This is a genomic window from Streptomyces triticirhizae (genome assembly GCF_003696235.1).
GTDB classification, from domain to species: domain Bacteria; phylum Actinomycetota; class Actinomycetes; order Streptomycetales; family Streptomycetaceae; genus Streptomyces; species Streptomyces triticirhizae.
The window spans coordinates 24,481-51,254 of sequence record NZ_RFFJ01000016.1 but is presented as its reverse complement, the minus strand read 5'-3'; the positions used below and the strand labels follow the sequence as shown (position 1 = coordinate 51,254).

Here is a 26,774-nt window from a genome sequence, read left to right as displayed (position 1 = left end):
GGCCCGCCGGCGGCCGGCGGGGCAGCGGGCTCGGCCTGCCGGGGCTGGCCCGCGCGGCGCGCGAGATGGGCGGGTCGTGTATGGCGGGCCGGACGGACGACGGGCGTTGGCGTCTCGCGGCCCGCCTGCCGCTGCCTCCCCCGACGACCGCAGCCCCGACGACCGCAGCCCAGGCCGCCGGGTCGGCCACCGCTCCGGCCGGCCCTCGGAGCGGAACCGGGCCGGTGACCACCTCTCCCGACAGCTCTCACCAGCTCTGACAGCATGATGGGCATGACGGGCATGACGACGCGCATCGTGATCGCCGATGATCAGGAACTCATCCGACATGGCTTCCGGTTGGTGCTCGACGCCCAGCCGGACATGACCGTCGTCGGGGAGGCCGCCGACGGCGTCGCCGCGTTGGAGGCCGCCCGCCTGCTCCGGCCCGATGTGCTGCTCGCCGACATCCGGATGCCCGGGCTCGACGGGCTCGAAGTGGTGCGCAGGCTGGCGGGACCGGGCGCGGAGCCGGGGCCCCGGGTGGTCGTGGTCACCACCTTCGACCACGACGAGTATGTCCAGTTGGCGTTGCGCGACGGCGCCGCCGGCTATCTGCTCAAGCGTGCCGGGCCGACGCTCCTGGTGGAGGCGGTTCGGGCGGCGATGTCAGGGGAGGCGCTGCTCAGCCCATCGATCACCATGCGCCTGCTGCGCGATCGATACGCCCGCACCACCGACGTGCGGCGGACCGACGAGCGCACCGACCGGCCGGCTGACCGGCTGACCGAACGGGAGAAGGATGTGGTGCGGCTGGTGGCCGCCGGGCTCACCAACGCGGAGATCGGCGCGGAGCTGTTCATCTCGCCCGGCACGGTGAAGACACATCTGGCGAGCGCCCAACGCCGGCTCGGCGTCCGCAACCGCGTCGGGCTGGCCGCCTGGGCATGGCGCGCCGGCCTGGCCGAGGCCTGAGGGAGAGCAGGTGGCTGGCGCGAGTCCTCACCAGGCGAGGAGCAGCGGTGGCAGGCACAGCTGACCCACCGCACCACTGCTGACCCACCGCACCACTGCTGGCCGAGCCGGGCGAGCAGGACGAGGACGTCCCCGGGCTGATCACGGTGGCCGATCCGCCACCGGACGATCCGCCACCGGACCGGCTCCGACCAGGGAAGATGTCGTGGCGACGGACGAGTCGGCCTGTACGCCGGGGATAGATACTCCTCCGGCGGCCGGTGCCTCTGAGCTGGGGCGACGCACCGAGCGACCAGCCAGCGCAAACGCCCCGTAAACACCGGCGGCAGCCGGGCACTTGGGCGCACCACCGTGGCGGTGGGGGCGCGTGGTGGTCTCGGAGGTCATGGGCGTGGAGTCTAGCCGCACGATGCCCCAACGCGACATGCTCACCCGTGTTCACTCACCGTCGCGGAGGAGCGCCCGGCCGCGCCGAGGCTCCGCTGGGCCTGCGGCACCTTGGCGGCCTCGGGCAGGCTCGGCGCCTCGGCCTCGGGGATGCCGTACAGCTCGGTGAAGCTGGCCGGCGCGTTCTCCCAGTCCACCTCCCACAGCAGATATCCGTACGTGTCCAGGGTCTCGGCCAGCCGGGCGTGCCGCATACGGGCCTGGACCTTGCGCGGCTCCACGCCCGAGGCCATCAGCACCGCGTCCGCGAAGTGCCGCAGGTCCCGGAACGTCGCGTCCTCGGGCACGTCCACGCCGCGTGCCCTGGCCTTGGTCTTGGCCTCGGTGAACGCCCGGCACAGCGCGTTCTCCCGTAGCGGGGTCCAGTACCGGGTGAGCGTCACCAGGCCCGCGTACTCCTCGGGCACCGGCCGGGTCCCGCGCCGACGGCGCCGCGCCTCGGCCTCGGCCCGCGCCGCGTCCAGCCACGACACGTGGGCGTCGTACTTGCCCAGCAGGAAGTCCCCGACGGGGAGCACCGCGTGGCTGGCGTCCGTCTTGAGCGGCGCCGCCTGGCCCCGGCGCCGCTGCTCCTCCACCATCTGCCTGCCGCGCACGCGCTCCATGTCCTCCCGGCGGACCCCGGCGGCCTCCATGGACCGCAGCGCCTGGAGCGAGCCGTACCAGATGGTGAGTTCGTACCGGGGGTCAATGTCGGCGGCCACCGCCACGACGTGCCGCCACGCCAGCCGGACCTCCTTGGTTTCGCCCTTGGGTAGCCGCAGGCCCGCCACCGGGTTGGCGTCCACCACCTCGTCCTCCACCGCCATGCCGTACATGGAGCTGATGGACTTCCGGATGCCGTCCCGGGTGGTGTGGGACATCTTGCCCCGCAGGCCCACCAGGAACTCCCGCCACTCGGCGCGCTTCACGTCGTCCAGCGCCCGGTGGCCGAACACCGGGACGACGTGCGGGCGCAGCCGGTAGGCGTACGTCTCCACCGTCCCGTCCCGGCCCTCGTGCTGCTCCAGGAACGTCTCCACGTACTCGGCGATGGTCGGCACGCCGCGCGTCGTCCGGCGCCGGTGCGGGAACGGGTCGCGGCCCTCCTGGACCGCCGCCCGCTGACTGTTCATGTAGGCGCGGGCGTACTGGATGCCGCCCGACTCCACGCCGTCGCCCTTGGTCAGGATCTTCTTAAACCGCTGTTTCCCGTCAGCGTCCCGCCAGTGCGCCAGCCACCGCCGGTCACAGCCATGGTCCGGGGTCGGCAGACCCCTGTCCTTGGTGCTCCGGCAGTTGCACAGTTCCAGCGGCGGCAGCCCCTTGGCGGCCCGCTTGGCCTGCTCCTTCTCGGGGTCTTTGTAGTGCCATCGATCGATGGGTTCCGGCACTGATCACTCCTCGGGTGGTCGGGTCTCTCAACTGCCCGGGGTCAGCGGCTGCTTACCAGCCAGCGTGTCCCGCACGATCCGGGCCACCTCGGCCTCCTCGTAGCGGACCCACCCCCGGCCGGGCCGCAGCCGGTGGGGCTTCGGCCCCACGCGGTTGACCTCCCAGGCAGGCGCCCAGTTTTGAAGAGTTTTCAGCCGAACGCCTAGCCGATCGGCGGTTTCCTGCGGAGTCAGCAGCCGCGCCGGCACGTCGTCGGCCTGCTGATCGGCGGCCGTCGTGGTGGACGCCGTGGTGGTCTTGCGGGGCATCAGGGCATCGCATGGCAACCCGTGGACCGGGTGGATAGGCCGGAGGCGCGCGGGGCTGCCGCGCTGCTCCTTCCGTCGCTAAGCGCGCGCCGATCCGGCCGCGCCCACCGGCGGGGCGGCCGTCAGTACGCAGCGCGTAAGCACGTGCACAACGACGGGCAGACGGGGCGGGGGCCACAGCGTCCACGGAGGTGGGACGGCCGCCTGGGCGTCGTCCTTGGCCGCCAGCCGCTCACAGATCATGCAGCAGATGGCCACGCACAGCACCAGGCAGTTGGCCAGCAGCCGCAGCCAGGCCACGTCCCGGATGCGCAGCAGCGCGCGGGCGGCGCGGTCCTGGACGGCCAGCAGCTCGGGCGTGGGCTCGGCGGCCCCGCAGATGGCCAGCCACAGCAGCCGCCGGGCGGAGGAGCTGGTGCGCAGGAGGTAGGCCAGCCGGAGACCGTGCGGGGTGCGGGCGGCGGCGTCGGCCCAGCCGCGCGACCCGTCCACGGTCTCCACGTACGGCGGCAGCAGCGCGAACGGGTCCAGGTCGTCGTCCAGCTCCCGGTCCTCGGGTACCGGGTCCACCCCGGCCCGGGTCCACGCCCAGCCGTCCGGTCCCCAGGTGTGTGCCAGGAGGTGGGCCAGGTCGTCGTCCACGGGCGCGACGGTGCACGGCACTGGCGTGCTGGCTGCTGCCTCCACCGGCCCCTCCCGTCGCGTTGACCTCCGCCGATTCTGGGGGCAACTCCCTGCGGAACACCAGGGAGTACCCGGGAAATCAGGCGGCGTCGGCCAATGGATCACCCGCACGAGTGACGGCCGCGCCGCAGTCCACGACGGCGCCCCGCAGGCGGCCCTCCCAGGCATCGGCCCAACCATGGCCGCCCATCGCGTGCCACCGGGCCAGGGTCTCCTCCACGCACGGCCCGCAGCAGCCCCAGGCCGGAAACGGGCCGCCGGCGCCGCAGTCACGGCAGCCGCCCAGCGGCCACGCCCAGGTCCCGCACAAGATCACTGCGCGGCACCTCCGCGTTACAGAATGGGTAACCACAATCACATACTGTGAGATCATCGGGGCGGGTCTCCGTCGCGGTGATCTGCGGGCAGGAGGCCCGCCGTTTCCACGCGGGGCGGCGGGTCTCCACCTGATCGCGGACCGGAACCGGTCGGCGCCCCGACCCGCCGAGGCCCGCACGGTGGGACCAACGGCAAGCCGTGCGGGCTTACCCCCTCCAGCAGCCGACGACGGCGCGGCCCACCCACCACCCCAGGCGCCGCCTCCAGGCCCAACCCCCGGGCACCGGAGCCTCCTTGGGCAGGCAGCGCTTGAATCGCCTTACTAAACCTCCCCGTACCGTCAGGATCATGGCAGAAACGGAACGGTGTCGCGCCCTGGTGGAGCTGCGGGAGATCGTCGACCGGATCACGCCCACGCTCAGCTCATCCCGCGCCGAACAAGTCCGTTGGGTGGCTGGGGAGTTGGAGCGGGCCGTGACGTATGACGTGCTGCCCGATGGCTGCTGCCAGGGCCTAGGGTCCCTCTTCTCCGAGCTGTCCCTGGCCTGGTACTTCCGCGCGGCCGATGCGGACGACCTGCGGGCCACCGGCCGCCGCTACACATGCCAGCCGTCGGAGCACAGCGCGGCCGTGCGGCGCAGTATCGTGGCGCTGATCGCATCGGCCGCAGGACTCCACCCGCGTCTCCCACAGGTGCCGCAGGCGCCGCTCCGCGACCCGCTCACCCCCCAGCAGCGGGACGCCGTCTGGCGGTTCGTCTCCTCCGGCGTCACCCCCACTGGGGCCAAGCCGAGCAGCCGCAACGTGATGATCCGGCTACGTGCCGCCGTCGGCGTCGTCATGGACACCGGCGCCCGCTCGGGGGAGCTGGCCGCCATCCAACTGCCCGACCTGGCCGCCGACCTGTCGCACGTCACCATCACCCGGCGCCCCCAGCGGGGCGCCCGCGTCTACACCGAGACCCTGCCCCTGTCCCAGGCCACCCAGGGCGCACTCGGGCAGTGGCTGGACCTGCGGGACCGCCTGGTGGCCGGCCTCGGCGGAAGCACCCCCACCGCGCTGTGGGTGTCGGTCTGCGGCGGCGGCCGGTCCCACAGCGGCACCACCACCGCCCGCACCCGACCCGGCCTGCCCATCCTGCCGGATGTCCTGCGCGTCCAGTACGCCTCCACCATCGCGGCTCTGAACGGCAAGCACGCCGGGGACCCGGCCTGGGTGATGCTGCCGCGCCGCATGGAAGTCCTGCGCCGCGCCAGCACACCGAATAAGCACAACCCTGCGGGCCAGGCGGCCAGTTGGTCGTCCGAGTCCAACGCAGCTACGGCGGCGTAGCGGCCCTGTCGGAAAGGTGACGGTGACGTGTCGGTGGACGCTGTGGCCTGGTCCCAGGACCGGGAGGTATGGCACAAGCAACCCGGAGAGTCAGCACGTGATCATGAGCTGTATCTGATCTATCAGGGCCAGGGTGCCGAGCGGTCCCTGGACTCCACCACCGCCGAGTGGAACGCCCAGGTTGCCAGCGGCCAGCGGCGGAACGGCAAGACGGTGTCTGTGCGCACCGTCGAACGGGCCTCGGTGCGCTGGGGCTGGGTGGCTCGCGCCGCCGCCCGCGACGACCGTGAATACTCCATCGTGGCGCGCCGCTATCGGCTGCGCGACGCCGAGCAGCGGGCGAAGAATGCCGACCTGCTGGGCCGGGTCGCCGAGCGGGTGGCGCTGCTCACCCTGGAGGCGTCCATGGACGACGCCCGGCCCGCCGACCTGCTCCGCGCCACCGGGGACCTGGTCGAACGGCACGCCCGCGTCACCGCGCCCACCGGCCCGCTGGTGTCGGTCCAGGCCGCCGCGTCGGCCAGCGCGCAGGCCACGGCCGAGGCCGCCGACGGCCAGGCCGAGGAGGACGCGGCACACGGCCGGGACGCGGGTCTGTATGAGGAACTGCTGGAGCAGATGCGGCAGGACGTGGCGGCCGTCGCGCAGGCCCCCGCAGTGCACGCGCTCCCGGCCGCCAGGGAAGAGGCGGAGCGCACGGGCCTGGTGGACGTGCTGGCGATGTTCGGGGACGACGACGCCGAGGAGGGCGCGCCGTGACCGTGGCGACGGCCGGCGCCGCCGACGCCGAGACCTCCCGCCGTCTCCAGGCCGTGGCCCTCCACTCCCCGCTGACCCTGGGCATGTGGACAGCGCCGCGCACCTTCGTGCCGCGCGCCCATCTGCGGCTGATCTCCCAGGCGTTCGCGGAGACCGCCCAGACGCCCGGCGGGCGTCTGATGATCTTTTGTCCGCCGCAGTGCGGGAAGTCGGTCACGGCTGCGACGTACGGCGTGGCCTGGTATCTGCTGCGCAATCCGTCCCGGCGGGTGGCCGTCGGTACGTACTCGGACAGCCTGGCCCGGCACCGGGGGCGGGACGTGCGGGCCATCATCACCGAGCACGGGCACCGGTGGGGTGTGGGCGTGGCCCGGGGGTCGGCGTCCACGGCCGACTGGCGGACCCACCACGGCGGCGGCCTGCGCTCGGTCGGCGTCGGCTCCAGCCTGACCGGGTTCCCGGCGGACCTGGTCCTGGTGGACGACCCGCACAAGGACCGGCAGAGCGCGGACAGTCCCACGCAGCGCGCAGCCGTGTGGGACTGGTGGTCATCGGTGGCGACCAGCCGCCTGTCCCCTGGCGCCCCGGCGGTGATCATTCAAACCCGCTGGCACAAAAAGGATCTCTCCGGGCTGCTGCTGGAGCGGGAGGGGCGCGTGGAGGACGGCGGCCGGTGGCGCGTCGTCAGCCTGCCCGCGTTCGCCCAGGCCCACGACCCGCTGGGCCGCGCACCGGGGCAGCCGCTGACCCACCCCAAGCTCCCCGAGGACGACCTGGCCGCGCTGACCGCCCACTGGGAGGACAAGCGGGCGTCCAGCATTCCGCGCGACTGGTCGGCGCTCTACATGTGCACGCCCATCGTGGTGGAGGGCGCGCTGCTGCCGCCCGGCCTGCTCTCCCAGCGCGTCCTCCGGCCCGGCCGGCGCCTGCCCAAGCTGGACCGCATCTGTGTGGCCGTGGACCCTTCCGGCGGCGGCGCCGACGAATGCGGGATCGTGGCCGCCGGGCGCGGCCTGGACGGCCGGGTGTACCTGCTGGCCGACCGGTCCGGGGTGATGTCTCCCGACCAGTGGGCGCGCACCGTGTGCCTGCTCGCAGTCGAGACCCGCGCGGACTGCGTGGTGATCGAACAGAACTACGGCGGCGGCATGGTCCGCTCCATGGTCAACTCGGCGTGGCAGGAGCTGGGCCGGGAGGGGTCCGTGCGGCCTGGGTCCATGGCCCCGTACGTCACCACCGTGACGGCCAAGCGCGGCAAGTACCTGCGGGCCGAACCCATCGCCCAGGCGTTCGTCCAGGACCCGGTCCGGCTGGCGCATCCCATGCCCGAGCTGGAAGGCGAATGGGAGGGGTGGACACCGGCCAGCTCGGACAGTCCGGGACGGCTGGACGCATCGGCGTACGCCGTCGCCCACCTGATGCCGTACGCCAGCCCCCAGGCCCCGAACCCCTGACCCGCCTTGGAGGCCGATGTGAAGTCCAGGAAGGAACGGCGCGCCGAGCGCGCCCACAAGGTGCTGGCCGCCCTGCGCGATAACGCCACCGCCCTGACCCCCGACGGCGGCACGCCGGTGACGTTGGCCGCGCTCCTCGGGCAGCCTCCGGACACCCCGCCCCAGCAGCTGCTCAACGGGTGGATTCGCGCCCTGTCCGAGGCCGTGGACGCGCTGGCGGCCGTGGCGAACGCCGACACGGCCCAGGCCCCCGAGGAGCAGCCGCGAACCGCCCAGCAGTCCCAGGGCGGCGTCCGCCTCGGGTACGGCTACACCCACGGCGTCAGCGGCCAGGGACTCGACACGTTCACGCCGAGGCCCGGCAGCGTGGCCTCCATCCAGATGGGGCGCCGTTTTGACCGTGGTGGAATGTACGGATGACCGTTGAAGTCACCACAGCAGGCCGCCCCAGCGGCGGCTCGGCACGCTGTAGGGCCGATGGGTCACAAGTCGATAGACCAGAGCGCCGCCGTACCAGAACATGCCCTTCAACATCCACCAGTACAGCCAGAACACGATGATGAGGCAGTACCACAGGAGAACGAAGGGGGCAGCGATACAGCTTGCGCCACCACCTCCGCCCCGTCGTCTCCGACCGCCGATGCTGCCGCCGACCGAGAACGGGCCGGGCAGTGGTATATGCCAATTCAAACGCACGGGCACCCCTGTAGATCATGTTTGAGAAAGGGGCAAGGGTAGCTGACCAGGGCTTCTACGTCGTCGGTCCGTATCCAGATGGGGCGCCACTGTGACCGTGGTGGAATGTACCGGTGACCGTTGAAGACACCCGCCAGCCCATGGAGGCGCTGGAGGCGGTGGAGCTGACCCGCGACTACCTCCGCGCGCTGGCCGCCATGGAGGCCGACGACGACACCGCCGCCATCGGTCAGACCCTGCTCCTGATGCGCCGCGTACGGGGCATGACCGGCCACCCGGCACGCGCCGCCGCCCTGGTGGCCTGTCTGGCGTCGTTCTCCGCCGCCATCGCCTACCAGGCCGGGGGCGGCCGGGACGGGGCGGAGGATCTGCTGGACGCCTGCGCCGTCGGCCTGATGGGGGCGCCGTGACCCCCACGCCCGGCGACGTTGCGGAAGTCTTTGACCATGAGCTGGCCGCCGTCGCGCTCATCAGGGCCGCCGACGCGCCGGCCACCGCCCAGGATCGCGTGGTGGAGATCCTGACGAACCTTGCCGAGCGCCACGGCCGCCAGTCCCTGCTCCTGGTCCTCGGGCCGCTCACGCGGTTCTCCGCCGTGTTCCTGACCCTCGGCCTGGAGGACGACGCCGACCCCGAGCAGCCTTACCAGAAGGCGGTGGAGGAGGCCGACCGCACCAGCGGCCGGACCTTGGACGGCGACGCCGTCCACGCGGCCGTCAACGCCTCTCGGGCGGCCCTGAACGCCCAGGTCGGGGACAACCTGCTGGACACGGCCGTACTGCCCTCCCTCGGGCAGTTGGCGGCCGACCACGGCCAGCCGAGCAGTCCGCCGGAGGCCGCGGTGACCATCGCGTTCGGCTGGGCCATGGCGCGGCTGTGTGCCCGCTTCACGCACCTGGTGGCCGAGGCCAACCCCGAGCGGTACGCGACCGGCCCGGACTTCCTGGACTGGTGGGAGCGGCACCTGCTCCAGCGCGGTGCCGAGGAGGCCGACATGGCCGCCGAGGGCCTGGACCCCTGGACCGATCCCGAGGGCCGGCCGTGACTCCCGACGCGCCTTCCCCGCGCGTCGATTCCCTGTTGCCGGTCGAGTTGACCCGCGACGCTTTCCGATGCCTGGCCACCCAGGGGCAGTTGGGCCAGTGTGACCCGGACCGCGCCGCCGCTCTGACGGACCGTATCCGGGGCCTGACCGCCGACCAGGACCGCGCCGCCGCCCTGGTGGACGCGCTGCTGGTGTTCTCCGTCGGCCTGGCCATGACGGCCAGCGACGGACGCGAGGAGGTGGAGGAGCTGCTGGACCTTATGGCCGTCTACACGATGCGGGAGACCGGTCCGGGGGCGCCGGGCACCATGGAGGCATGAAGTGGCCCCGCCGCACGTGCCCCGTCTGCGCCCGCGCCATCGCCATACCGGGCGGCCAGTTCGCACGTCATGACCCGGAGTACCGCGTACCCGGCTGGCCGTTGGTCAGCTGCACCGGGAGTATGCGCCAGGCTCCACCCGACGCCGTCCAGCCGGTCCTGTTCGACACACCCGCCCCGACCGGGGACACGCCGAACATCGAACAGTGGGCACTGTTCCCCGCCTGACCGCATCCGGACCCGAACACGACAGCGCACCCGACCGGCACGGCGCCGAGTCGTGCGCCCATGCGTTGACCTGGGCATCCGGCTACGCGGGGCTCGCGGGCTCAGTCGGCCGGGTGCTCCTCGAACGACTCCAGTTCTTCGATGACGCCTTGCACGACCCACACGGGGTCACTCTGGAAAGCGACCAAATCGAACCACTCGCCACGAGTTCGGTAGGTGGCGAACCGCTCGTGCAGCTGCCTTTCCGGAGAAGACGGCCAGCAGGCGCAGGGGCTCGGGCGCCCCGGTCTGGAGCTGCCTCAGCCGCTTCTCAGGGTCGCCGGTCGTGAACCCGATCTTCACCCGGTCCGAACCGTCCATGCCTATCAGGTAGATGACACCTGACCGCATGGCTTCCCACCGGGTCCTTTGCTTCTCGGCGCCGCGTATGAGGGCCGAGACTCTGTCATCGATCTCATCCATGGCGGGAGCCTATGAGCCCTGGGCTGGCTCGGTTCCGGTAGATCCGGTAGAAGGGCTACGGGGCCGGCCTGCGGAACGCGACGGTCCCACTCAGCAGGCGTTGACGCGGTGGGTCAACTGGCCGCCTGGTCGGCCTCGGCCAGCGCCCGGTACAGCGACGCGGCGGACGGTGCCTCGCCCGCGTTCTTCCCCTCGGTGATGGTCAGGCCCTTGGCGATATCGCGGACGGACTCCCCCTTGGCCATGCGGGCGCGGGTGATGGCCAGCATGTCGTCCGTGATGACCTTGGGGCGTCCGCCGTGGCGGCCTCGGTCGCGGGCGGACTCCAGGCCCTCCAGGGTCGCCTCCCGGATGCCTTCCCGCTCGGCCTCGGCCATGGCCGCGAAGAACGCGAACAGCAGCGCGCCGGAACCGCTCGGGTCGTACACCCCGGGGAGCGGGCCGCGCAGCATCTCCAGACTGATGGCGTTCTCCTGGAGGGTCCGGGCAAGGGTGGTCAGTTCGTCGGCGTCGCGTCCTAGCCGCTTCATCTCCGTGACGGTCAGGATGACCGTCTGTTGCGGCGCGGCCTCCTTGAACCGCTTGGCCAGGTCCAGCGCGGCGGCCAGCTCGGGCCGGTGCTTCACGCGCGTACTGATCTTCTCGGAGAACACCTTGTGGCAGTCGGCCTTGGCCAGTTCGTCCAGCTGCCCCTGTAGCTCCTGCGACACGGTGGAGCAGCGGGCGTAACCCAGACGGACGGGCGCCAGCTTGCGGTCCGTCGGCACGGCTGGGACGACGACGGCTGCGCCCGGGGTCCACAGCGTGCCGGGCCTGCGGTCGGCGGGCGTGCGCACGTCGAGGGAGCGGGCCAGGGACGGCACCAGCTGAAAGCGGGGGGTGTGGTACTTGGGGGCCACCTTTCCGGACTTGGTGCGGCAGGCCGACCCGGGTTCCACCTTGCACGTGGGGCAGGCGTGGCGTTCGACAGCGGCGGCGTTCTGCATCTCCGGTGACATGCCCCCAGTGTCTCAGAAACCCAATCGCAAAAGAGAGTTGATCCCCCAGATTCTGCGACAGGTTTTGCGACACGCCACCCCGGGCCAAAACGGGCAACCCGCCGCCGCGCTACGCCTGTCGCACAACGGGTCGTTTTCTGAGACACCGACCGCGCTGGTCACCGGCTGCGCCGCGACTCCCCCGCCACCCACAGCACCGCAGCCGCCACCAAGGCGACCACGGCAGCGAGCATCAGCCACAATCCCGCCTGCCCGGCCACGATCCGCACCATGTGCCCCTCCGCCAGCACAGCGGAGCAGTCCCGGGACACGTGCACGTTGTAACCCTCGTCCGGATTACGCCAGCAGTAGGCGGGTTCGCCCCCGATCAGGAAAAGCACCCACCCCACCGGCAGCGCCACCACGCCCAGGCCGCCGATGATCGCTGCGCGGTCCTGCCCCGTCATCCGTCCCCCCGTCGTCCTGGCCACCCACCGAGACTACGGCCGAAGCTGACCGAGCCCCGTACGAGTCTGCGCGGATCTTGGCTCTCGGCCCTTCTCTCGGGCGGCCGGTAGCCTGCGCCCCCATGGGACGGAACAAGAAGAACAAGCCCCGCCGCCCGCGCCTCCAGGACGGCCCCCCGCCCGGATTCCGCAACGCGATGCCGCCGGGCCGGGAGACAGGCGGCCCGCTGGTGGAGCAGCCCACCCCGTGCGGTTGCACCATCCACTACCCCGCCGTACTCGGGGAGTTGGCCGTGACCGTGGGGGCCTGCCACGCGCTCCCGGCGATGTGCGACCACGGCAATGGGCACATCATCACCACCGAGGCAGACGGCGTGCACTTCCGGATCTCGGGCGGTCCGGGCGCGGTGGCCCAGGTGTACGAAGCGATCCCGTGGCCCCAACAGGTGTTGCAGTTCCCTGGCGGATATCCGGACGGCCATGCCTGCAAGCGGGCGCCGTCGGCGGAGGCCCTGCGGGACTACTTCGCCAACCTCTGACCGCCCAGACCGCCAGCCACCGTGGCGTGGGGATAGAGGCGGGTGGGAAAGTGTCGGGCCGTGAAGACACCCGAGATCATCACTCTGAGCGTGGCCGTCCTAGCGGCCGTCGCCTCTATCGCTGCGGCAGCGATAGCCGCCCGCGCGGCCCGCGCAGGCTCACGCAACACCAGCACTGCCACGCGGCTGGCACCGATAGAAACCGCCCGCCACAACGCGCAGCGCACCGCCTACGCTGAGGCATTGACCGCCCTTTACGCCCACCTCGTGAAAACGGGCAGCGCTCTTCCCCCCGCCACTGAGCTGGAGGAGGCGGCGCGCGCCGAGACCGAGGGCGGCCCTCCGTTGGACGGCCCCACAGTGCAGAACTGGCGGCGTCGTATCAATGACGCCAACGACCCTGACCCCGTCCGCCTGGCCCTGGCCGTGGTCCGTCTTGAAGGTCCCGGCCACATCGCGGACGACGCCAAGCGCGTGGAGGAGGCCCTGGAGCAGCTGGACGCTGCGCTGAGAGACTGCGGCACCCTGTTCGCGGAGGAGGGCCAGCCGCTCCATGAGGCCGAGACGCAGGAGCCTGGGACATGCGCCACGCGACACCGGGCGCTCCGCCGCCAGGTCGGCGTCTTCACGGCCAAGGCCAGCGCGTACTTGAACAGCAACCCCACCGATCAGGCCGCCGCAACATAGGCGCCTCCGCCCCCTGCGCATCGCTCGCACGCAACGGCCCACCCCTTCCGTCACGTTGGGCTGGGTCCGTTGGGGCGCTGACGTTCCGGGTACGGTCCCAGGAGCCGCTGACGAAGGAGACCACCGTGGCCGAGTACCTGACCGTTTTGACCACGACCGACGCCGCCGAGAAGGCCCAGGCGCTGGCCAGCAGCGCCGTGGAGGCCAAGGTGGCGGCCTGCGCCCAGATCGACGGGCCGATCACCAGCGTGTACCGGTGGGAGGGCGCGGTGCAGACCGACCAGGAATGGCGGGTGCTGTACAAGACGACCGCCGAGCGGTACCCGGAGCTGGAGGCACACATCAAGCAGGTGCACGACTACGACACACCGGAGATCATCGCCACGCCCGTCACCCACGGGAGCGACGCCTACCTGTCGTGGGTGAGCGAGGAGACAGCCAAGGGCTGATCAGACGGCGAGCGCGGCGCGGATGTTCTCGGCGAGATCCCGCGCCGCGCTGTGCTGTGCGGGCAGCAGTCCGGCAAGCGAGGCTAGCCGCTCCCGGCCCATGGTGGTGGGCGTGTCCGTCGCGGCCTTCACGAACCGCTTGCCGACCTCCACGCCCTGGTCCACGTCGCCGGACACCACGTAGCCGGTGGCCACGTCCGCCAGGACCGCGATCCTGACCTTGGAATCGTCTTCGCCAAGGTGGGTGAGCGCGTCCTGGGCGGACTGCTCCAGATCCCGGTGGCGGAGCCGGGCATAGGTCGAGACCATCAGCGAGTCCAGCCGGGGGCGCTGGTAGAAGCGAATCCACGCCTGTTCGGCGTCGGGGTTGGCGTAGTCGAACGCCGTGGTGGCCCTGTCCAGGGAGCGCACCGCGCCCTCCCGGTCGCCGATGGCGGCGGCCTCCTCGGCTTCACGGGCGGCCAGCCAGGAGCGGGCGGCGGCGTACCCGGCGCCGCGTACGTGTTCCTGGGCGGCGGCCAGCATCTCCCGGGCCTTGTCAGGCGCGACGGCGTACGAGGCGTAGCCCATGGCCAGGGCCACGACCGACGGGTGCCCAGCCTCGCGGCCGGCCAGCGCGGCCGTCTTGTAGTAGTGCCGGGCGGTGTCCATGTCGCCGATGTCGTAAGCGGCCCACCCCGCCAGTGCCGCCGTCTCTCCGGCCGCCACGGTGAGCGCCTGCCGGTACGGGCCGGAGCGGGGAATCAGCGCGGTCAGGGTCTCCAGGTGCCCGCCAAGCCGGTCGGCCAGGAGCCGCGCGGGAAGGTGGTGTTCGGTCACGAACAGGTCCGCCGTCTTGGCCACCAGCTTGTCCGTGATCTCGCTGTCCACGTTGGGACCTGCGACCGCAGCGGCGAGCCGTCCCCATGGCTCGGTGGCGATACCAGCGGCCAGCATCGAGACGCCGAAGAATGTGCGTCGCTCCACGGGGTCAACCTCCTCCGGGTCCTCCAGTAATACCGATGTTGACACGAGCCTCCGATACCGGCGGCTGGCGGCCACTGCCCGCTGGACCGCATCCACAGGAATCCCGTACCCCCTGGCAATCGCGGGGTGCCAGTCCGGGATGGGCAGCCGCTTCTCCGTCTCCCACCGTTTGATGTTCTCCGGATCGACGAATCGGCCGCTGACCTCTTCCAGGTGCTCGGCCTGCTCCCGTCTGGTGCGCGCGGCCTGCTCCCGGAGACCACGCAGCAGGTGGCCGATGCCGTCCGGACTCATCATGCGCTGTCCCCAAGTCTCTTCCACAATCCCGGGTTTCATCCTGGCCCCCCATACTGGCCCCCCGCCAGAAAACGCACCCCTTCCCGGCCCTCCCGGCTCCAGTCGCCTGGTCGTTGGCTAGGTATGTGCCCGCTGCCCAGCGCGCGGACACGGCCCTTCGCCCACGACTGACGAGGCTCTGATGACTGTGACCGCTTCCGCTCGCCCCACCGGGCACCCGGGCTACAGCGAGACTCTGCCGTGCGAAGAGGCCAGCATCTCGGCCGCCCGCCGACTCGTCCGGACAGCGCTACTCGCCTGGGGGCTGGACGAGTTGGCCGAGGACAGTTCCGTGATCGTCTCCGAGCTGGCGACCAACACCGTCCGGCACACCGGGTGCCGGCACATGCGCGTGACCATCAGCCGCCCCACCCCGGACTGGGTCCGGGTGGCCGTCGTGGACAAGTCCCGCACCATGCCCGATCCGCGCACGGCCTCCGGCACCGACACCGACGGGCGCGGCCTGATCGTCGTGGAAGCGCTCTCGGATCGGTGGGGAACTGACCTGCTGCGCTGGGGGAAACGGGTGTGGGCGGAGCTGCGGACGGACGTGAAGCCATGACCGAGCAGACCACGGAGAGCCTGCCGGAGATAGCCCGGCTCCAGCCCCGGCAGCAGATGGCCATGGACTGCGCCCGCTGTGCCCGTCCCCTGGGCGCAGGAGGCCGGATCTGGGGCGAGACGCGGCACCGAGGCCACCTGTTCCGCCTGTGGGTGTGCGCTCCCCACTGCCCACCCCGCGCGCCCGGCGGCACGCCGCCGTGAGCTGCCGCCTCGCCTGCGATGAACCAGACACCCCGCAGCCGGGGCGGCCTTGACTGCCTCCCTCCCCGCGTCCCCCGTCGGGGAGGGAGGCGCCCCGCCCTCCGCCCCTGGAGCGCGGGCTGTGCACGGACAGCAAGCCAAGCCCGAGGAGGCGTTCGTGACCGTCGACGTTCCCACCGCTCCACCCCTGCGCGAGCTGCTGACCCGGCCCAGCGTTGCGGAGGTCTTCGTGCACGCCGCCGCGCAGATCCACCGAGCCACCGCCGACCTGTGGCCCGACGCGCCGGTGTGCCTGGAGCAGCACGTGCCCAGCGTCACCAGCTACGTACACCGCGCCCGGGTGGGCGACCGCACGCTGTACGCGAAGGTGTCGATCCTGGGCGTCTCCCTGGTGTCGCTGCTGCGCGGCGCGTGCGGCAACTGGTCCAACGTGCTCCAGGCGCAACGGGAGTACGAGGCACGGGCGGACGGCCTGCTGGAGCGTGAGGCCGCCCAGCTGCGGCTCCTGGCCGCCATGGAGCGTCCCCGGGTATGCGCGCTGGCCGGGGTGGAGCGCGGGGTGATGTTCACCGAGCCGGTGACCGGCCCGTCCCTGGGGGATCTGCTGCTGGTGCACCCCGGCGACACGGCGGAGCTGTTGGCGCTGTCGCTGGCCGAGCTGCGCCCGCTGCACCGCACGGACGCCGCGCGCCGCCTGGGGTCCGCCGGGGCGATCGGGGAACGCAGCATCGCGGGGACGTTCCTGCGTAAGTTCAACGGCCTGTCGGGTGCGGTGTACGTGGACCGCCTGGGTGCCGAGCGGTGCGACACCGAGCAGCGCCAGGAGGTGGTGGAACTGCTGCGCCGCACCGTGGCGCGGCTGCACCGGCTCCGCATGGCGCTGCCCCCGGTGCCGCGCACCATGTTGGCGTACGGGGATCTCAAGCCGGAGCACGTGGTGTTCCCAGATGGCCCCGAGGGGCGGCCGGTGCTACTGGACCCTGGCCTGCTGCGGGCGGGGCCAGCGGTGGACGTGGCCAAGCTGCTCAGCCGGACCGTGCTGTTCCTGGCCGCCCGCCAACCGGGGGCCGCCACAGCACGCCAGGTCGTGGAAGGGCTCGGCGAGTTCGAGGAGGCGCGGGCGCTGCGGTTGCCCCGCCGGGCGCGGCGGGTGTGGCTGCGGGAGCTGCTGACGCTGTGGCTGATGGACACCACCAACATCCTGACCACGTATCTGTCCGCGCCGGCCGCGCTGCCGCTGCCCGGCTACGGCTTGGCGCTGGTGGAGCGGGCCGGGGCGGTGTGCGCCCTGGTGGAGGCGGTGAGCGCCGATCTGGCGACGAGTGCGGATGCGCGCAGCGTGTGGGAGCGCGCTCTGACCCACGCCGTGGCGGTGACCCCGTGACGCCCCCGGTTGCGTCGGTCGGTGTGGTGGGCGCTGGGGCGGTCGGGCAGGCCGTGGCGGGGGCACTGGTGGCCTCCGGGCTGTGCGCCCGGCTCCTGGTCGCCTCCCGCACCATCGAGCAGGCCGCCGCGCTGGTGGCCGACCTGGACGACATGCGTGCGGCGGTTGCCTCTCCCGTGCGGCCCTACGCCGCTTCCGTCGCCGACCTGGTGGACTGCCAGGCGGTAGTGATCGCCGTCCGCGCCCGCTTCTCCAACACGAACGCCACCGACATGCGCATGGGCGGGGCGCAGGCCAACGCGCCCGTGATCCGCGTACTGGGCGCTGAGCTGCGCGGCTACACGGGCACGGTACTGATGGTCACCAACCCCGTGGACCTGATGACCCGCCTATTCGCCGAGTTCTCCGGCTGCGCCCGGGTGTTCGGCATCGGTTCCAACCTGGACAGCGCCCGCTACCGCCTCACCCTGGCCCGCCTGCTGGACGTACCGCTGGACGCCGTGGACGGCCACGTGATCGGGGAGCACGGGGACGCCGCCGTGGTGTGCGCCTCAGCCACACGCGTCAACGGCCACCCTCTCCCAGTCCCCCTCCAGCAGGTACGCGACGAACTGGCCACGCGCCCCGGACGGATCAACGCCGGGATCGGCCGCACCCGCTCTGGACCGGCCGGTGCGGTCGTCACCGCGCTGCGCCTGGCGCTCGGCCTGGAGAACGGGCTGGTGGAGCTGTCCGCGCCGTACCGGGACGGGTGGCTGGGAATCCCGTTGCGGTTCACCTCCGGGCACCCCATACCGTGCCTGCCTGCCCTGGACGACACCGAGGCCCGCCAGCTCGACACTGCCCACACCAAACTCCGCGCCGCCTACCTGGCGTTACGCGGTACCCCATCCAGTTCGCTTCCGATAGTGAGGACCCCGTGACCACCTACGCCACCCGTCTGGAGGCCGCCGACGCGGCCGTGTCCGTGCTCTCCTCCACTCAAGCCGTCACCGACTGGTCCCGCCGCTACTTTGGCCCGTGGTGGAACGCTGTGGACGTAGCCCCGGAGAGCGTGTGTGCGTCCCCGCTGGTTGTGGCCGACGTGGACGCTCAGCAGTACGCGGACGCGGCGCTGGCCGTGACTCAGGCGCCGCACACGAGCACCACGTACGCCAAGGCCCACACTCTGGTGGCCCGGGACGACGCGGAGGGCGTCATCACGGCCGTCTCCCCGGAGGAGGGACTGGCGTACCGCTCGGAGACCGCCAATGGTCGGCTGGCCATCGTGGGGTGCGACACCGAGCCGGTAGCCATCGCCGCCGCCCGCCTGGCACGAGAGGCTATGCGCGGGGTGCTGCTGCGCTCCGGCTGGTCCGTGTTGCACGCCTCGGCCGTGGCCCTGGACGGCCGGGTGATCCTGGCGTTCGGGTCCAAGGGTGCGGGAAAGACAACTAGCGCCGTGGCGCTGGCCGCCCGTCACGGGTGGGAGCTGCTGGCGAACGACCGCGTGTTCGTCCGTGTCAACGCCACCGGGGGCGTGGACGTGCTGCCCTGGCCCTCGGCCGCTGCGCTCGGTCTGGGGCTGCTGGACGCCCTGGGTTGGTTCGACGTGGCCAGGGAGCGGCTGGAGGCCGGGGAGTCGCTGCACCCCACCCAGGACCAGCGGGTGACGGACGCTCTGGTGGCCGGGCGTCGGGAACCGCTGTGGGACGGCAAGCGGGAGTTGAAGGCGCAGGTGTTCCCCGACCAGTTCCCCACCTGGTTCGGGCTGGACCTGGCGACCGGCGGGCAGGCCGCCGCGTTGCTGTTCCCTCGTATCGAGCCCGGCGCCACTCCGAGCCTGGCCGGGGACGGGCGGACGCTGAGCGAAGGCGACTTCATGAGCGGTAAGACCGAGGACCGATACCCCGACGTGTTCGAGCTGGCGCGCGTCGATGGCGGCGGCACGGCCGAAGCCCGCCAGGAAATCGCCCGGCTGCTGGCCACGCTGCCCCACCACTCGGTCGTCCTGGGGCACGACGTGGAGGCCGCCGCTGCGTTCCTGGTCAAGCTGACCGCCGGCTGACCAGGCGGGGCATGAGACTGCCGCCCCATGCCAGCGGCCCAGCCGAACGGCGCCGAGGCGGTGCACCACCCGCTCCACTGGAGCGGTCCCTACCGGAAGAACCGACAGCACACTCTGGAGGCGCACGTGGAAGACGACGTTCCGACCATCGCCCCTGCACTGCCTGTCAACCGGGCTGACCGCCTGTTCGCAACCCGGGCCGTCCACACGGTTCCGGGCATGGCCGACCGGTACGAGTACAAGAAGGAGGCGGGCAGCTCCGACACTCAGCACTCGTACGACACCATGAAGGTCTGAGCACGCGCGGCACCCCGAAGCGGGCGGCAGCACAACGCTGCCGCCCGTCCCGCTTCCGACACCGAGGGAGAACCGTGCTCACCATGCACCTGACCGCCCACTCCGGTACGTGGCAGTGGGACGGCACGCGATATCGCCAGGGGGCCAGCTGGCTGGAGCCGTACGCCCACCCGGCCGTGGAACACTGCGCCGTCACCGACGGCACCCGGACCCTGATCGTGGTCCGTGAGCGCCAGCCAGGCCGGCCTGGCGACGGCCCCGGGCTGCGCCAGCTCACCACCGGCGAGTACGACCAGGCCCGCCGCGCTGCTGGCCGGTGGCCGCTGGACACGCACGTCATGGAGACGACCCCCGACCGCACCACGCTGACCGCCGGATTCGGCGGCGTCGCGCCGGTATATCTGACCGCCGACGCCAACGGCCTGGCCGGGTCGTGGGACATGACGCAGCTGCGGGCCGACGGCATCCAGATACGGGAGGCCGCCCGGCTGCTCGGCCTGCGGCTGCGCTACAGCACGGAGACCGCATTCACCGGTATCTACCGGCTGACCGAGCGGGCCACCGCCGTCTGGTCGCACGGGCGGCTCTCTTTCCGGATGCCGGACGACGCACGGCACAGCCGCGCCCGCGAACTGGCCCCGGGCGCCGACGTGCTGGGCGTATACAAAGAGCTGCTGGCGGAGGTCATGGACGGCCGCGCCTACGATCCGGCCGCCGTCAGCGCCCACGTGTCCGGCGGGATGGACTCGGCCGTCACGGCCACCTACCTGGCGCAGCGCCACCCGGGCCGCGTCCGAACCTCCGCCATCCTGCTGCCCGGCCCCGAGGGACAGCAGCAGCGCCACCGCCGGGACCTGATGCGCGCTCACCTTCCGTTCGCTGCACAGGACACCACCGTGGAGGCCGCCGACTGGCTACCGCTGGGGTCTGCCGGGTGCCGGGCGGACGGCCAGCCGGTCAGTCCGTACGAGGAGCCTTACGCCGAGGCCACGACGGCGCTCCTGGAGGCGCTGGCCCAGGACGGGGTCCGTACGGTCGTCACCGGCATTGGCGGGGACGAAATGGTGGCGGTCACCAGTGCCGAGGCGGCCAGCCTCCCGGTGGGCGTCGGGCGGCCCGTTCAGCCGTGGATGGGACCGGCCGCCGTGGAGGCCCTGGAGGAGGCCGAGGAGGGCCTGGCGCCCGCCAGCGTCGTCAACGAAATGACCCTGTTCGGCCTGTCCACGTTCGCGCCGCTGGCGCTGCGAGCCGGGGTCTGGCCCGTTCACCCGTTCGCGGACCCGCACCTGATCGAATTCGGGGAGTGGCTGCCCCGGCCGTGGCGGTCCCGCAAGCGGCTGCATCGGGACCGGCTCCGCGCGCTCGGTCTCGGGGAGGAAGTCGCCGAGCCGAAGCTACGGGAGTCGTTCGCGCCGGTGATGGAGCGCGCGCTGACCGGCCCTGCGCTCACGTACGCGGACCAGATGCTGGCCGACGGGTCCCCACTGATAGACGCGGGCCTGATCAACCCTGATGGGCTGGCCTCCGTCTGCGACCGGCTCCGTAGCGGTGTCTACGCCGAGTTGTACGACGCCGACCTGTACGACGTGCTCAACCTTCACATGGCCTGCCGCACGATGCTGGCCCGACCGAGGGAGGACGCCATGGCCGTGGTGGTCTCCTCGGGCGCCGATCCGGAACCGCCGCCCGAGAAAGACGAGGATGACATTTACTGCTGACCCGAGGCGACGGCCTCCAGCTCACCGGCTGGGGGCCGTCGCCATTCCCGCGAACATGTCGCCCAGCTGCGGCATGGTCTCCGCGCGGCGGGCCATCAGCCGCAGCTCCATGCCTTCCCGTTCAATGGTGCGCACCACGTGGAACCCCTGGGCCTGGTTGTAGCGCACCAGGCCCTCATACGTGCAGCCCCGGCGCACCCAGGCCCGGCCCTCCTGGGCGGCCTTATCGACGGTCCACCAGGCCATCAGCGTGCCGGGGCGCGCCCACTGATACGCGGGGTCAGTGCACGACGTGGCCAGGAAATAGGCGCTCTCGGCCTGTTCCTCCTCGGTCCAGCCGAGCGGCGGTGTCTGCTCGAAAAGGGACGTGCACCCCACCACGCGGTCCCCGTTCTCCACCAGGACCCAGACGGGGAAGTTCGGGTCAGCCGCCTGGCTGGCGATGGAGTCGGCGGCCTCCCGCCAGCTCGGCATGTCGCGCTCCTCCAGCCACACGCTGCGGGCGCGCACTACCTGGGCGATACCGTCCTGATCTGCGGGAGTGGCCGGGCGCATTGCGAACATGGGCGGCATCCTTTCGGGTCCGGGCGGGGTCTCACCGTAGCCGGTGCCGGAGATCCTTTGGCGGTGTCACCGCGACCGGCCGGCGGGCGTGGCCGGATGGCCTGCCCAACGTCGCCGCAGCCCTCGGCGTGTCCGGGGTGGGATCATGTCCCGCGTGGCGATGCTGACGGACTGCGACGACGTGGTTACCGTGCTGGGGTTGACGCCTGCGCTGTACCGGCAGCTGCTGTGTGTCCACGAAGCGGGCCACGTGATCGCTGCGGACGGCCTGGGTGTCCCCGTCCTCGGCGCCCGCCTGACCCTCAACGACCCGGAGGACAAGCGTCTGGGGTATGTGGAGCTTGGCCCGCAGCCGCTGGCCGACGGGTCCCGCCTGGCCCTGCTCGGCCGCCTGATCGTCCGGGCGGCGGGCGCCCAGGCCGCGTACCTGTGGCTGGAGCGGCGCGGCACCACCGCCGACCTGGCCGCACTCCGGCAGGACCCCGACCTGTTCGGTGCCGATGACGACTGCACCGAGGCCGCCGAGGCGTGCGCCGCCCAGCCTGAGTACGGACTGACGCCCCAGGCCGGGGTGGTTCCGGCCGCCCAGCTCCTGCTGGCCCGCTGGCCCGCAGTGCTGCGGGTCGCGTACTGGCTGGGCCGACGTGAGCGCCTGGACGGCCAGCAGCTGCGCGCCCTGCTCACTGATGCCGACCGGGCCGCCTGGCCCGGCGCTTCCCGGGCGGTGGTGGGGTCATGAGGTGCCGGCGCCTGCGGTCGCTGCTCCACGCCGCGAAACACCGTCTACCTGGACCCCGCCGGGGTCCTGCCGAGGAGGCCCCGCCGATGACCACCGCATCCCGTTACGCCCGCGCTGTGCCGGACACCGCCTGTCACATGTGTGGCGGGTCCACGGCCGCCGGGCGGTTCCTGGCCACCTCCACCGCGTACTCCTGGAGGGTGTGCCCCACCTGTGACGGGCTGCGCCGTACGGAGGCGGTGCTGGTGTCGGCCGTCCGCGTCCGGCACGGCGAGCAGGCAGCCGAGGCCATGGAAGCGGTCGGCCCGGACAGCGTGCTGCGCGCCGTCGGCGGGGCGGTCCAGCAGTTCCGCACCACGGCCGGAGGAGGAGGCGGCATCTTGGCGCCGGTGGAGCCGTGGTCACACCAGGCCGACCTGGTGGCCCGGTTGGCCGAGGCGGCCGAGTCCATGGCCGTCCAGAAGCGGGAGGAGGAGGCCCGCCGGGTGCGACCGTGGCCCGCCGTATGCCTGTCCTGCCCGGCCCCGCTCCAGCCGACGCCGGAGCGCCGGGTGCCGGTGTGCGACGACTGCGCGCACCAGTGGGGCCGCACCTATGACCGGCTCCACGGCGTGGACGGCGCCGCCGCGCCGACGGTCGCGGGGGTGTGACGTGGTCCGCGCGGTGCCGTTGCCCATGGCGCTGCCCTCGGCGACGGACATGGCCCGGATCATCCGGGAGGCCGGGGAGTATCGGGGCCGGGCCGAGGCAGCCGAGCGGGAGCTGGGCCGCGTGTCCTCCCAGCTGGAGGCAGTCCAGGGGCGCCTCCATGAACGGGAGCACCAGCTGGGCCTGGAGCGTACGGCGCGCAGGAGCGCCGAGGAGGAGGCCGCCCGGCTGCGGGCTGAGGCCGAGCAGCTGGCCGACGAGGCCGCCGACTGCGTCCGGCGGCAGGCGGAGCAGGAACAGGCCGAGCAGGCCGGGCGCCACCAGGAGGAGGTGGCCGAACTGCGGCGGCAGTTGACTGCTGCTCGGGCCGAGGCGGACGCGGCGGTGGAGTTGGCGGCGGCCGAGGAGGAGGCGCGGGGAGTCGCCGAGGAGGCTCTGGCCGAGGCGGAGCAGGGCAGACGGGAGGCTGAGGAGCGGGCCAGGGAGGTGGGGTCGGCGCGGCTGGCCGAGGAGTCGGCGGACCTGGAGGCCGCGCTGGGTGTCGGCGCCATGGGGAAGGTGCGGCGCGCCCGGCGGGGCCGATGATCGCACCGGTACGCCCTTGGTGCCCTTGGCATGGAACAGGGCCGCCCCGGCGTGCCGGTAGGGCGGCCCTGTCTGCCACAACTTCGCTCAGTGACAGCTTAGCGCCATTCGGTCACTCACTGTCCACTACGGCGGTCGTCCGGGGCTTCCGGCCGCCCTGTTGTACTCCTCGGGCCTGCGGGACCAGTTGAACGCCTGGCCGCCGTGCCATTGCCGGTACGCGGTGGAGCGGTCCAGTCCGGCCGCCGTACCGACGGCGTCCCAGGAGGCGGCCCGGCCTGTTGCCCGGCGCTGAAAATGCCAACGAAGCGGGCGTTCGCGGTGCCGATGAAGATTCCGGCGAATCGGACGGGATCGTCGGCAAGGTGTCGCTGTCGTCGGCAAGGTGTCGCACGGATGCGTAGGACTTGCTCCGTCGTCGCTGCGACGAGCTGTCCGGCCGCGTCGATGGCGGTGTTCGGGCAGGCGGTAGCCGGGAACGGCGTCGGCGGCTCAGCCTGCCGGGGCGAGCGCGAGCAGGCGGCCCCGAGTGAGCAGCGCGATCTGCGCCCAGATCTCGCGAGGGCCGTGGCCGAATCGGCGGTGCGCGGCCACGGCGGCGGCCACCAGCGCCTCGATGGCGTTGGCGAGCGGATCTCCGCGGTCGGTGGTGGGCAGCGCGTCGGGGTCGAGGGCGACGACGGCCTGGACGCCGATGACGCGCAGCTGCTCGGCGGTGCGTCGGGCGCGGCGCAGCCAGCCGCGCACGGTGCCTTCCGGGGCGCCGAGCTCGGCAGCGATCTGCCGGTGTCCGTGCCCGCGTACCGCGCCGGCCAGGGCCTGGCCGAGGAAGCGGACCGTGTAGGCGCGGCGGGGCAGGTGGCAGGCGTCGAGCAGCACGTGCGTGTGGCCGCAGGCGGTGCACCGGGCGCGATCCGGCCGCACCGTGACGTGTCCGCCGAGGTCATGGACGGTGCGGGGGCGGGCCTGGCCCCAGGGCTTGAGAGCGGCGCCGCAGTCCGGGCAGCGCAGCATCCGGCGGGACAACGCCTCGCGGGCCATCGCCGCGTCCGCAACCTCGATCATCGTCCATCCCGTCAGGCTGCGGCCTCGCGGCCGAGCATGGAAAGGGGCAGCTCGTGTTGCACCTTGGCCCTCCACACCAACCGGGCGCAAGAGCCCCGTCCCGCCTCCGGGCTACCGGCACCGTGCCGACGAGTTCCTCCCGTGTCCCGGACCTGGCGTGGGCTCCGGCTCGACGGCTCCCTTCTTCGGCAAGGTGCCGCCGCCAACGAACCAATCCACCGGCCGATCCCATCGGGGCACTCAACGCCCGATCCGTGCCCGCGACATCGGCATCTTGAGTGCCGCTCAACACCGGCCCTCCGGCATCCCCGCGCCGTCCCGTGCCTTCCCGGCCACGTGGTGAGCCGCCCGCCCGGCCGCGTCCGATACGAGCATCAGCAGCCGCAGCCGCTCCAGCGGGTTGCGTGCGGCACCGACGGCCCGTGTCAGCAGTTCCACGCGCTCCACCGGCCCGGCCTGCTCGGCCTGCCGCTCCAGCTCCTCGGGGTCCACGGACCGCTCCGTGTCGGCCGGGTGGAACATCGGCGCATCCCCGGGGATCTGCCCGGTAGGTAACCAGTTCTCCACAGTTCGGCGCGCCATGGCCCCGTCCTGTTGTGTGGGCGTAACGACTGGGGCGGTGGGTGGCCGCCCCCGTGGCGTCGGCGCAACGGGCGGCAGGGGTAAGCGGTGCGATCTCGGCCAGCGCCTGCTCGGACGGTCCGGCTCGGTGCAGCAGCTCGGCCACGGTGTCCGGCACCGAGGGCTCCAGGGCGTCCTCCTCCGCAGCGAACGCGGCCAGTACGGAGCGGCGTTCAGCGTCGGTGTGGCAGGCAGCCAGCGCGGCGTCCATGTCCACCTCGGGGGCCGGGACGGCGTCGGCGTCGGCGGGGACGGCGAACGGGTCCCAGGTGCTGCCGTGGTGAATCTCGGCCATGACCTCGGCGGCGGACGGCACGGAGCGCAGCCGCTCCTCCTCGGCCGCGTGGATGACGGCGTGGGCGCCGCCGATGTGGTGGGCGGCCTCCAGCAGCCGGTCCCGCCCGGCCGGGTCCACCAGCTCGGTCACGTGGGCGTACGCCTCCAGGGACAGCTCCCGGGCGATGCGGTCGGCCTGCCGCCACGGCGCGGTGTCGTCGTAGACGGGGAAGAACTCGGCGTCAAAGCGGGACGGCATGACGGACAGTCCGGCGGCCACCAGGTCGGCCACCTCCCGGCGGAACGCCCGGCGTTCGGCACGCAGGCCGTCCGCGTCCATGTACTCGGTCCAGCCCTCGGCGTGCGCCGATGTGCGCAGCCACCGGCCGCAGTCGCAGGCGGCGCGGGTGGCCAGCTGCTCCACGCGCTCCAAGGCTCGGGGCAGGGCGGACAGGTAGCGGGCCACGTCGGCGGGGCGGCCGGTGACGCGCAGCCGTCGCGGGTCCAGGGTGTGCACGTCGTACCAGCTGCCGCCGTCGGCGTAGATCAGGCCCCAGTCATGGCGCATGGTGGCCACCGGCTGCTCCGCGCGGACGTTGAACGCGGATGCCCAGCCCTGCACCCAGGCCCGGCGCCTGCTGCCGCCTCGGCCGATGTTGGGGAACTCCACCGTTGCGGTGGCCCACTGGGTGCCGCCGGTCAGGGTCTCGACGCCGAGGCGCCCGGCCTCCACCAGGTCCCGGCGTCCGACCGGAGCAGGCGCGGCCTGCTCGGTCTCGCAGGGGCCGGGGTCTGCTTCCGCGTGGCACTCCCGGCCGGTGTAGCGCGCGAACTCCCGTCCCTGTCGGTCGTATTGGACCCAGGGCTGGCCGTCGTTGCGGTGGCGCGGGTCGTACGCGACAGGGTGGCCGGTGATGGACTCGTGGATGGAGGCGCCGCGTGCGGCGGCGGCCAGCAGCTCGGGGGTGTAGCGGCGGCGGGCGGTCACTGCGTGTTCTCCTCGGTGCTGCTGGTGGGCGGGGCGGGGGCGGTGCCCACGGCGGTCAGCTGGATGGTTCCGGCGGCGTAGCCGCGCAGGAGTTGGGTGATCAGCGCGGACATGCTGGCCGCGTCGCCGGTCTCGGCGCACCGCTGGTCGGCGGCGTCCCACACGCTGGCGTGGACGTAGACGCTGCGGCGGGGGCTGGTCTTGGTGGCGGTCTTCTTGGCGGCTGCGGCCTGGGCGGTGGCGGACTTGCGGGGCGTGGCGGGCACGGGGTTCTCC

General features: G+C 72.5%; 33 protein-coding genes. 21 read left to right on the top strand and 12 right to left on the bottom strand.

Annotation, left to right across the window (positions count from 1 at the left end; all coding sequences use genetic code 11):
- The first annotated feature begins 282 nt into the window (after window positions 1-282).
- The gene (locus tag EBN88_RS05505) at window positions 283-954 is read left to right on the top strand and encodes a response regulator (protein ID WP_122182669.1); all 672 of its coding nucleotides are present in this window, start codon (window positions 283-285) and stop codon (window positions 952-954) included.
- A 428-nt stretch (window positions 955-1,382) separates the two neighbouring features.
- Here EBN88_RS05505 and EBN88_RS05500 read toward each other — a convergent pair whose 3' ends face one another.
- The 3 genes from EBN88_RS05500 to EBN88_RS05490 form a co-directional block, all read right to left on the bottom strand.
- Window positions 1,383-2,774 carry a tyrosine-type recombinase/integrase gene (locus EBN88_RS05500; RefSeq protein ID WP_122182664.1) on the bottom strand — a complete coding sequence of 464 codons (1,392 nt, stop codon included), beginning with the start codon at window positions 2,772-2,774 and terminating at the stop codon, window positions 1,383-1,385.
- A gap of 27 nt (window positions 2,775-2,801) precedes the next feature.
- On the bottom strand, window positions 2,802-3,083 hold the full coding sequence (locus EBN88_RS05495; protein WP_122182663.1) for a MerR family transcriptional regulator: 282 nt from the start codon (window positions 3,081-3,083) through the stop codon (window positions 2,802-2,804).
- Between the two features lie 78 nt (window positions 3,084-3,161).
- Window positions 3,162-3,725, bottom strand: a complete 564-nt coding sequence (locus tag EBN88_RS05490; protein WP_147472660.1) for a hypothetical protein — start codon at window positions 3,723-3,725, stop codon at window positions 3,162-3,164.
- A gap of 708 nt (window positions 3,726-4,433) precedes the next feature.
- Here EBN88_RS05490 and EBN88_RS05480 point away from each other — a divergent pair.
- From EBN88_RS05480 to EBN88_RS05465, 4 genes are read left to right on the top strand one after another with little or no spacing between them, the layout of a single operon-like run.
- Window positions 4,434-5,417 carry a site-specific integrase gene (locus EBN88_RS05480; RefSeq protein WP_147472659.1) on the top strand — a complete coding sequence of 328 codons (984 nt, stop codon included), beginning with the start codon at window positions 4,434-4,436 and terminating at the stop codon, window positions 5,415-5,417.
- Window positions 5,418-5,444: 27 nt separating this feature from the next.
- Window positions 5,445-6,176 (top strand): hypothetical protein, encoded by a 732-nt coding sequence (locus EBN88_RS05475; protein WP_122182659.1) that lies wholly within the window; start codon window positions 5,445-5,447, stop codon window positions 6,174-6,176.
- Window positions 6,173-7,630 (top strand): terminase large subunit domain-containing protein, encoded by a 1,458-nt coding sequence (locus tag EBN88_RS05470; RefSeq protein ID WP_122182658.1) that lies wholly within the window; start codon window positions 6,173-6,175, stop codon window positions 7,628-7,630. The genes EBN88_RS05475 and EBN88_RS05470 overlap by 4 nt, the downstream gene beginning before the upstream one ends.
- 18 nt (window positions 7,631-7,648) lie before the next feature.
- The gene (locus tag EBN88_RS05465) at window positions 7,649-8,050 is read left to right on the top strand and encodes a hypothetical protein (protein ID WP_147472658.1); all 402 of its coding nucleotides are present in this window, start codon (window positions 7,649-7,651) and stop codon (window positions 8,048-8,050) included.
- Between the two features lie 9 nt (window positions 8,051-8,059).
- Here the strand turns inward: EBN88_RS05465 and EBN88_RS32340 are convergent, their stop codons facing one another.
- Window positions 8,060-8,185, bottom strand: coding sequence for a hypothetical protein (locus EBN88_RS32340; protein WP_267902535.1), 126 nt, complete (start codon window positions 8,183-8,185; stop codon window positions 8,060-8,062).
- Between the two features lie 254 nt (window positions 8,186-8,439).
- On the opposite strand from EBN88_RS32340, the gene EBN88_RS05460 reads away from it, so the two are divergent.
- From EBN88_RS05460 to EBN88_RS05450, 3 genes are read left to right on the top strand one after another with little or no spacing between them, the layout of a single operon-like run.
- Window positions 8,440-8,736 carry a hypothetical protein gene (locus EBN88_RS05460; protein WP_147472657.1) on the top strand — a complete coding sequence of 99 codons (297 nt, stop codon included), beginning with the start codon at window positions 8,440-8,442 and terminating at the stop codon, window positions 8,734-8,736.
- The gene (locus EBN88_RS05455) at window positions 8,733-9,371 is read left to right on the top strand and encodes a hypothetical protein (RefSeq protein ID WP_122182655.1); all 639 of its coding nucleotides are present in this window, start codon (window positions 8,733-8,735) and stop codon (window positions 9,369-9,371) included. Before EBN88_RS05460 ends, EBN88_RS05455 begins: the two co-directional genes overlap by 4 nt.
- 47 nt (window positions 9,372-9,418) lie before the next feature.
- Window positions 9,419-9,691 carry a hypothetical protein gene (locus EBN88_RS05450; protein WP_147472656.1) on the top strand — a complete coding sequence of 91 codons (273 nt, stop codon included), beginning with the start codon at window positions 9,419-9,421 and terminating at the stop codon, window positions 9,689-9,691.
- Window positions 9,692-10,086: 395 nt separating this feature from the next.
- Here EBN88_RS05450 and EBN88_RS05440 read toward each other — a convergent pair whose 3' ends face one another.
- The 3 genes from EBN88_RS05440 to EBN88_RS05430 form a co-directional block, all read right to left on the bottom strand.
- On the bottom strand, window positions 10,087-10,380 hold the full coding sequence (locus EBN88_RS05440) for a GIY-YIG nuclease family protein (protein ID WP_122182652.1): 294 nt from the start codon (window positions 10,378-10,380) through the stop codon (window positions 10,087-10,089).
- A 113-nt stretch (window positions 10,381-10,493) separates the two neighbouring features.
- Window positions 10,494-11,378, bottom strand: coding sequence for a recombinase family protein (locus EBN88_RS05435; protein ID WP_122182651.1), 885 nt, complete (start codon window positions 11,376-11,378; stop codon window positions 10,494-10,496).
- Between the two features lie 158 nt (window positions 11,379-11,536).
- Window positions 11,537-11,824, bottom strand: a complete 288-nt coding sequence (locus EBN88_RS05430) for a hypothetical protein (RefSeq protein WP_122182650.1) — start codon at window positions 11,822-11,824, stop codon at window positions 11,537-11,539.
- Window positions 11,825-11,946: 122 nt separating this feature from the next.
- On the opposite strand from EBN88_RS05430, the gene EBN88_RS05425 reads away from it, so the two are divergent.
- The 3 genes from EBN88_RS05425 (at window position 11,947) to cutA (ending at window position 13,499) form a co-directional block, all read left to right on the top strand.
- Window positions 11,947-12,363 carry a hypothetical protein gene (locus tag EBN88_RS05425; protein WP_147472654.1) on the top strand — a complete coding sequence of 139 codons (417 nt, stop codon included), beginning with the start codon at window positions 11,947-11,949 and terminating at the stop codon, window positions 12,361-12,363.
- Window positions 12,364-12,423: 60 nt separating this feature from the next.
- Window positions 12,424-13,050 (top strand): hypothetical protein, encoded by a 627-nt coding sequence (locus EBN88_RS30170; protein ID WP_147472653.1) that lies wholly within the window; start codon window positions 12,424-12,426, stop codon window positions 13,048-13,050.
- A gap of 125 nt (window positions 13,051-13,175) precedes the next feature.
- Window positions 13,176-13,499, top strand: coding sequence for a divalent-cation tolerance protein CutA (gene cutA / locus EBN88_RS31565; protein ID WP_233580476.1), 324 nt, complete (start codon window positions 13,176-13,178; stop codon window positions 13,497-13,499).
- On the opposite strand, the gene EBN88_RS05410 is transcribed toward cutA, so the two are convergent.
- Complete coding sequence (locus EBN88_RS05410) at window positions 13,500-14,762, bottom strand: helix-turn-helix domain-containing protein (protein ID WP_147472652.1); 1,263 nt, start codon at window positions 14,760-14,762, stop codon at window positions 13,500-13,502.
- 181 nt (window positions 14,763-14,943) lie between these two features.
- On the opposite strand from EBN88_RS05410, the gene EBN88_RS05405 reads away from it, so the two are divergent.
- The 7 genes from EBN88_RS05405 (at window position 14,944) to EBN88_RS05380 (ending at window position 21,012) form a co-directional block, all read left to right on the top strand.
- The gene (locus tag EBN88_RS05405) at window positions 14,944-15,363 is read left to right on the top strand and encodes an ATP-binding protein (RefSeq protein ID WP_122182645.1); all 420 of its coding nucleotides are present in this window, start codon (window positions 14,944-14,946) and stop codon (window positions 15,361-15,363) included.
- Entirely contained in the window at window positions 15,360-15,566 is a 207-nt protein-coding gene (locus EBN88_RS30165; RefSeq protein ID WP_147472651.1) for a hypothetical protein, read from the top strand. The genes EBN88_RS05405 and EBN88_RS30165 overlap by 4 nt, the downstream gene beginning before the upstream one ends.
- 121 nt (window positions 15,567-15,687) lie before the next feature.
- Window positions 15,688-16,950, top strand: a complete 1,263-nt coding sequence (locus tag EBN88_RS05400) for a phosphotransferase (RefSeq protein ID WP_233580475.1) — start codon at window positions 15,688-15,690, stop codon at window positions 16,948-16,950.
- A gap of 26 nt (window positions 16,951-16,976) precedes the next feature.
- On the top strand, window positions 16,977-17,873 hold the full coding sequence (locus tag EBN88_RS05395) for a lactate/malate family dehydrogenase (RefSeq protein WP_233580474.1): 897 nt from the start codon (window positions 16,977-16,979) through the stop codon (window positions 17,871-17,873).
- Window positions 17,870-18,997: a phosphoenolpyruvate carboxykinase (ATP) gene (locus EBN88_RS05390; protein ID WP_122182642.1), complete on the top strand. Its 1,128-nt coding sequence runs from the start codon at window positions 17,870-17,872 to the stop codon at window positions 18,995-18,997. Before EBN88_RS05395 ends, EBN88_RS05390 begins: the two co-directional genes overlap by 4 nt.
- 27 nt (window positions 18,998-19,024) lie before the next feature.
- On the top strand, window positions 19,025-19,294 hold the full coding sequence (locus EBN88_RS05385; RefSeq protein WP_122182641.1) for a hypothetical protein: 270 nt from the start codon (window positions 19,025-19,027) through the stop codon (window positions 19,292-19,294).
- 83 nt (window positions 19,295-19,377) lie between these two features.
- A complete protein-coding gene (locus EBN88_RS05380; RefSeq protein WP_233580478.1) occupies window positions 19,378-21,012 on the top strand; it encodes an asparagine synthase-related protein in 1,635 nt (544 codons plus the stop codon).
- Window positions 21,013-21,033: 21 nt separating this feature from the next.
- Here EBN88_RS05380 and EBN88_RS05375 read toward each other — a convergent pair whose 3' ends face one another.
- Window positions 21,034-21,576: a GNAT family N-acetyltransferase gene (locus EBN88_RS05375; RefSeq protein WP_122182639.1), complete on the bottom strand. Its 543-nt coding sequence runs from the start codon at window positions 21,574-21,576 to the stop codon at window positions 21,034-21,036.
- Between the two features lie 154 nt (window positions 21,577-21,730).
- Here EBN88_RS05375 and EBN88_RS05370 point away from each other — a divergent pair, with 154 nt between their 5' ends.
- The 3 genes from EBN88_RS05370 to EBN88_RS05360 all read left to right on the top strand — a co-directional run bounded on the left by EBN88_RS05370 (window position 21,731) and on the right by EBN88_RS05360 (window position 23,548).
- Window positions 21,731-22,315: a hypothetical protein gene (locus tag EBN88_RS05370; RefSeq protein ID WP_147472650.1), complete on the top strand. Its 585-nt coding sequence runs from the start codon at window positions 21,731-21,733 to the stop codon at window positions 22,313-22,315.
- 86 nt (window positions 22,316-22,401) lie between these two features.
- A complete protein-coding gene (locus EBN88_RS30160; protein ID WP_147472649.1) occupies window positions 22,402-22,965 on the top strand; it encodes a hypothetical protein in 564 nt (187 codons plus the stop codon).
- Between the two features lies 1 nt (window position 22,966).
- Complete coding sequence (locus EBN88_RS05360) at window positions 22,967-23,548, top strand: hypothetical protein (protein ID WP_122182636.1); 582 nt, start codon at window positions 22,967-22,969, stop codon at window positions 23,546-23,548.
- Between the two features lie 492 nt (window positions 23,549-24,040).
- Here the strand turns inward: EBN88_RS05360 and EBN88_RS05355 are convergent, their stop codons facing one another.
- Genes EBN88_RS05355 through EBN88_RS05340 form a run of 3 tightly spaced genes read right to left on the bottom strand, consistent with a single transcriptional unit; the run spans window position 24,041 to window position 26,764 of the window.
- Window positions 24,041-24,562 carry a DUF6431 domain-containing protein gene (locus EBN88_RS05355; RefSeq protein WP_233580477.1) on the bottom strand — a complete coding sequence of 174 codons (522 nt, stop codon included), beginning with the start codon at window positions 24,560-24,562 and terminating at the stop codon, window positions 24,041-24,043.
- Entirely contained in the window at window positions 24,492-26,498 is a 2,007-nt protein-coding gene (locus EBN88_RS30155) for a hypothetical protein (protein ID WP_147472647.1), read from the bottom strand. The genes EBN88_RS05355 and EBN88_RS30155 overlap by 71 nt, the downstream gene beginning before the upstream one ends.
- Window positions 26,495-26,764 (bottom strand): hypothetical protein, encoded by a 270-nt coding sequence (locus EBN88_RS05340; protein WP_122182632.1) that lies wholly within the window; start codon window positions 26,762-26,764, stop codon window positions 26,495-26,497. Before EBN88_RS05340 ends, EBN88_RS30155 begins: the two co-directional genes overlap by 4 nt.
- Between the last annotated feature and the right edge of the window lie 10 nt (window positions 26,765-26,774).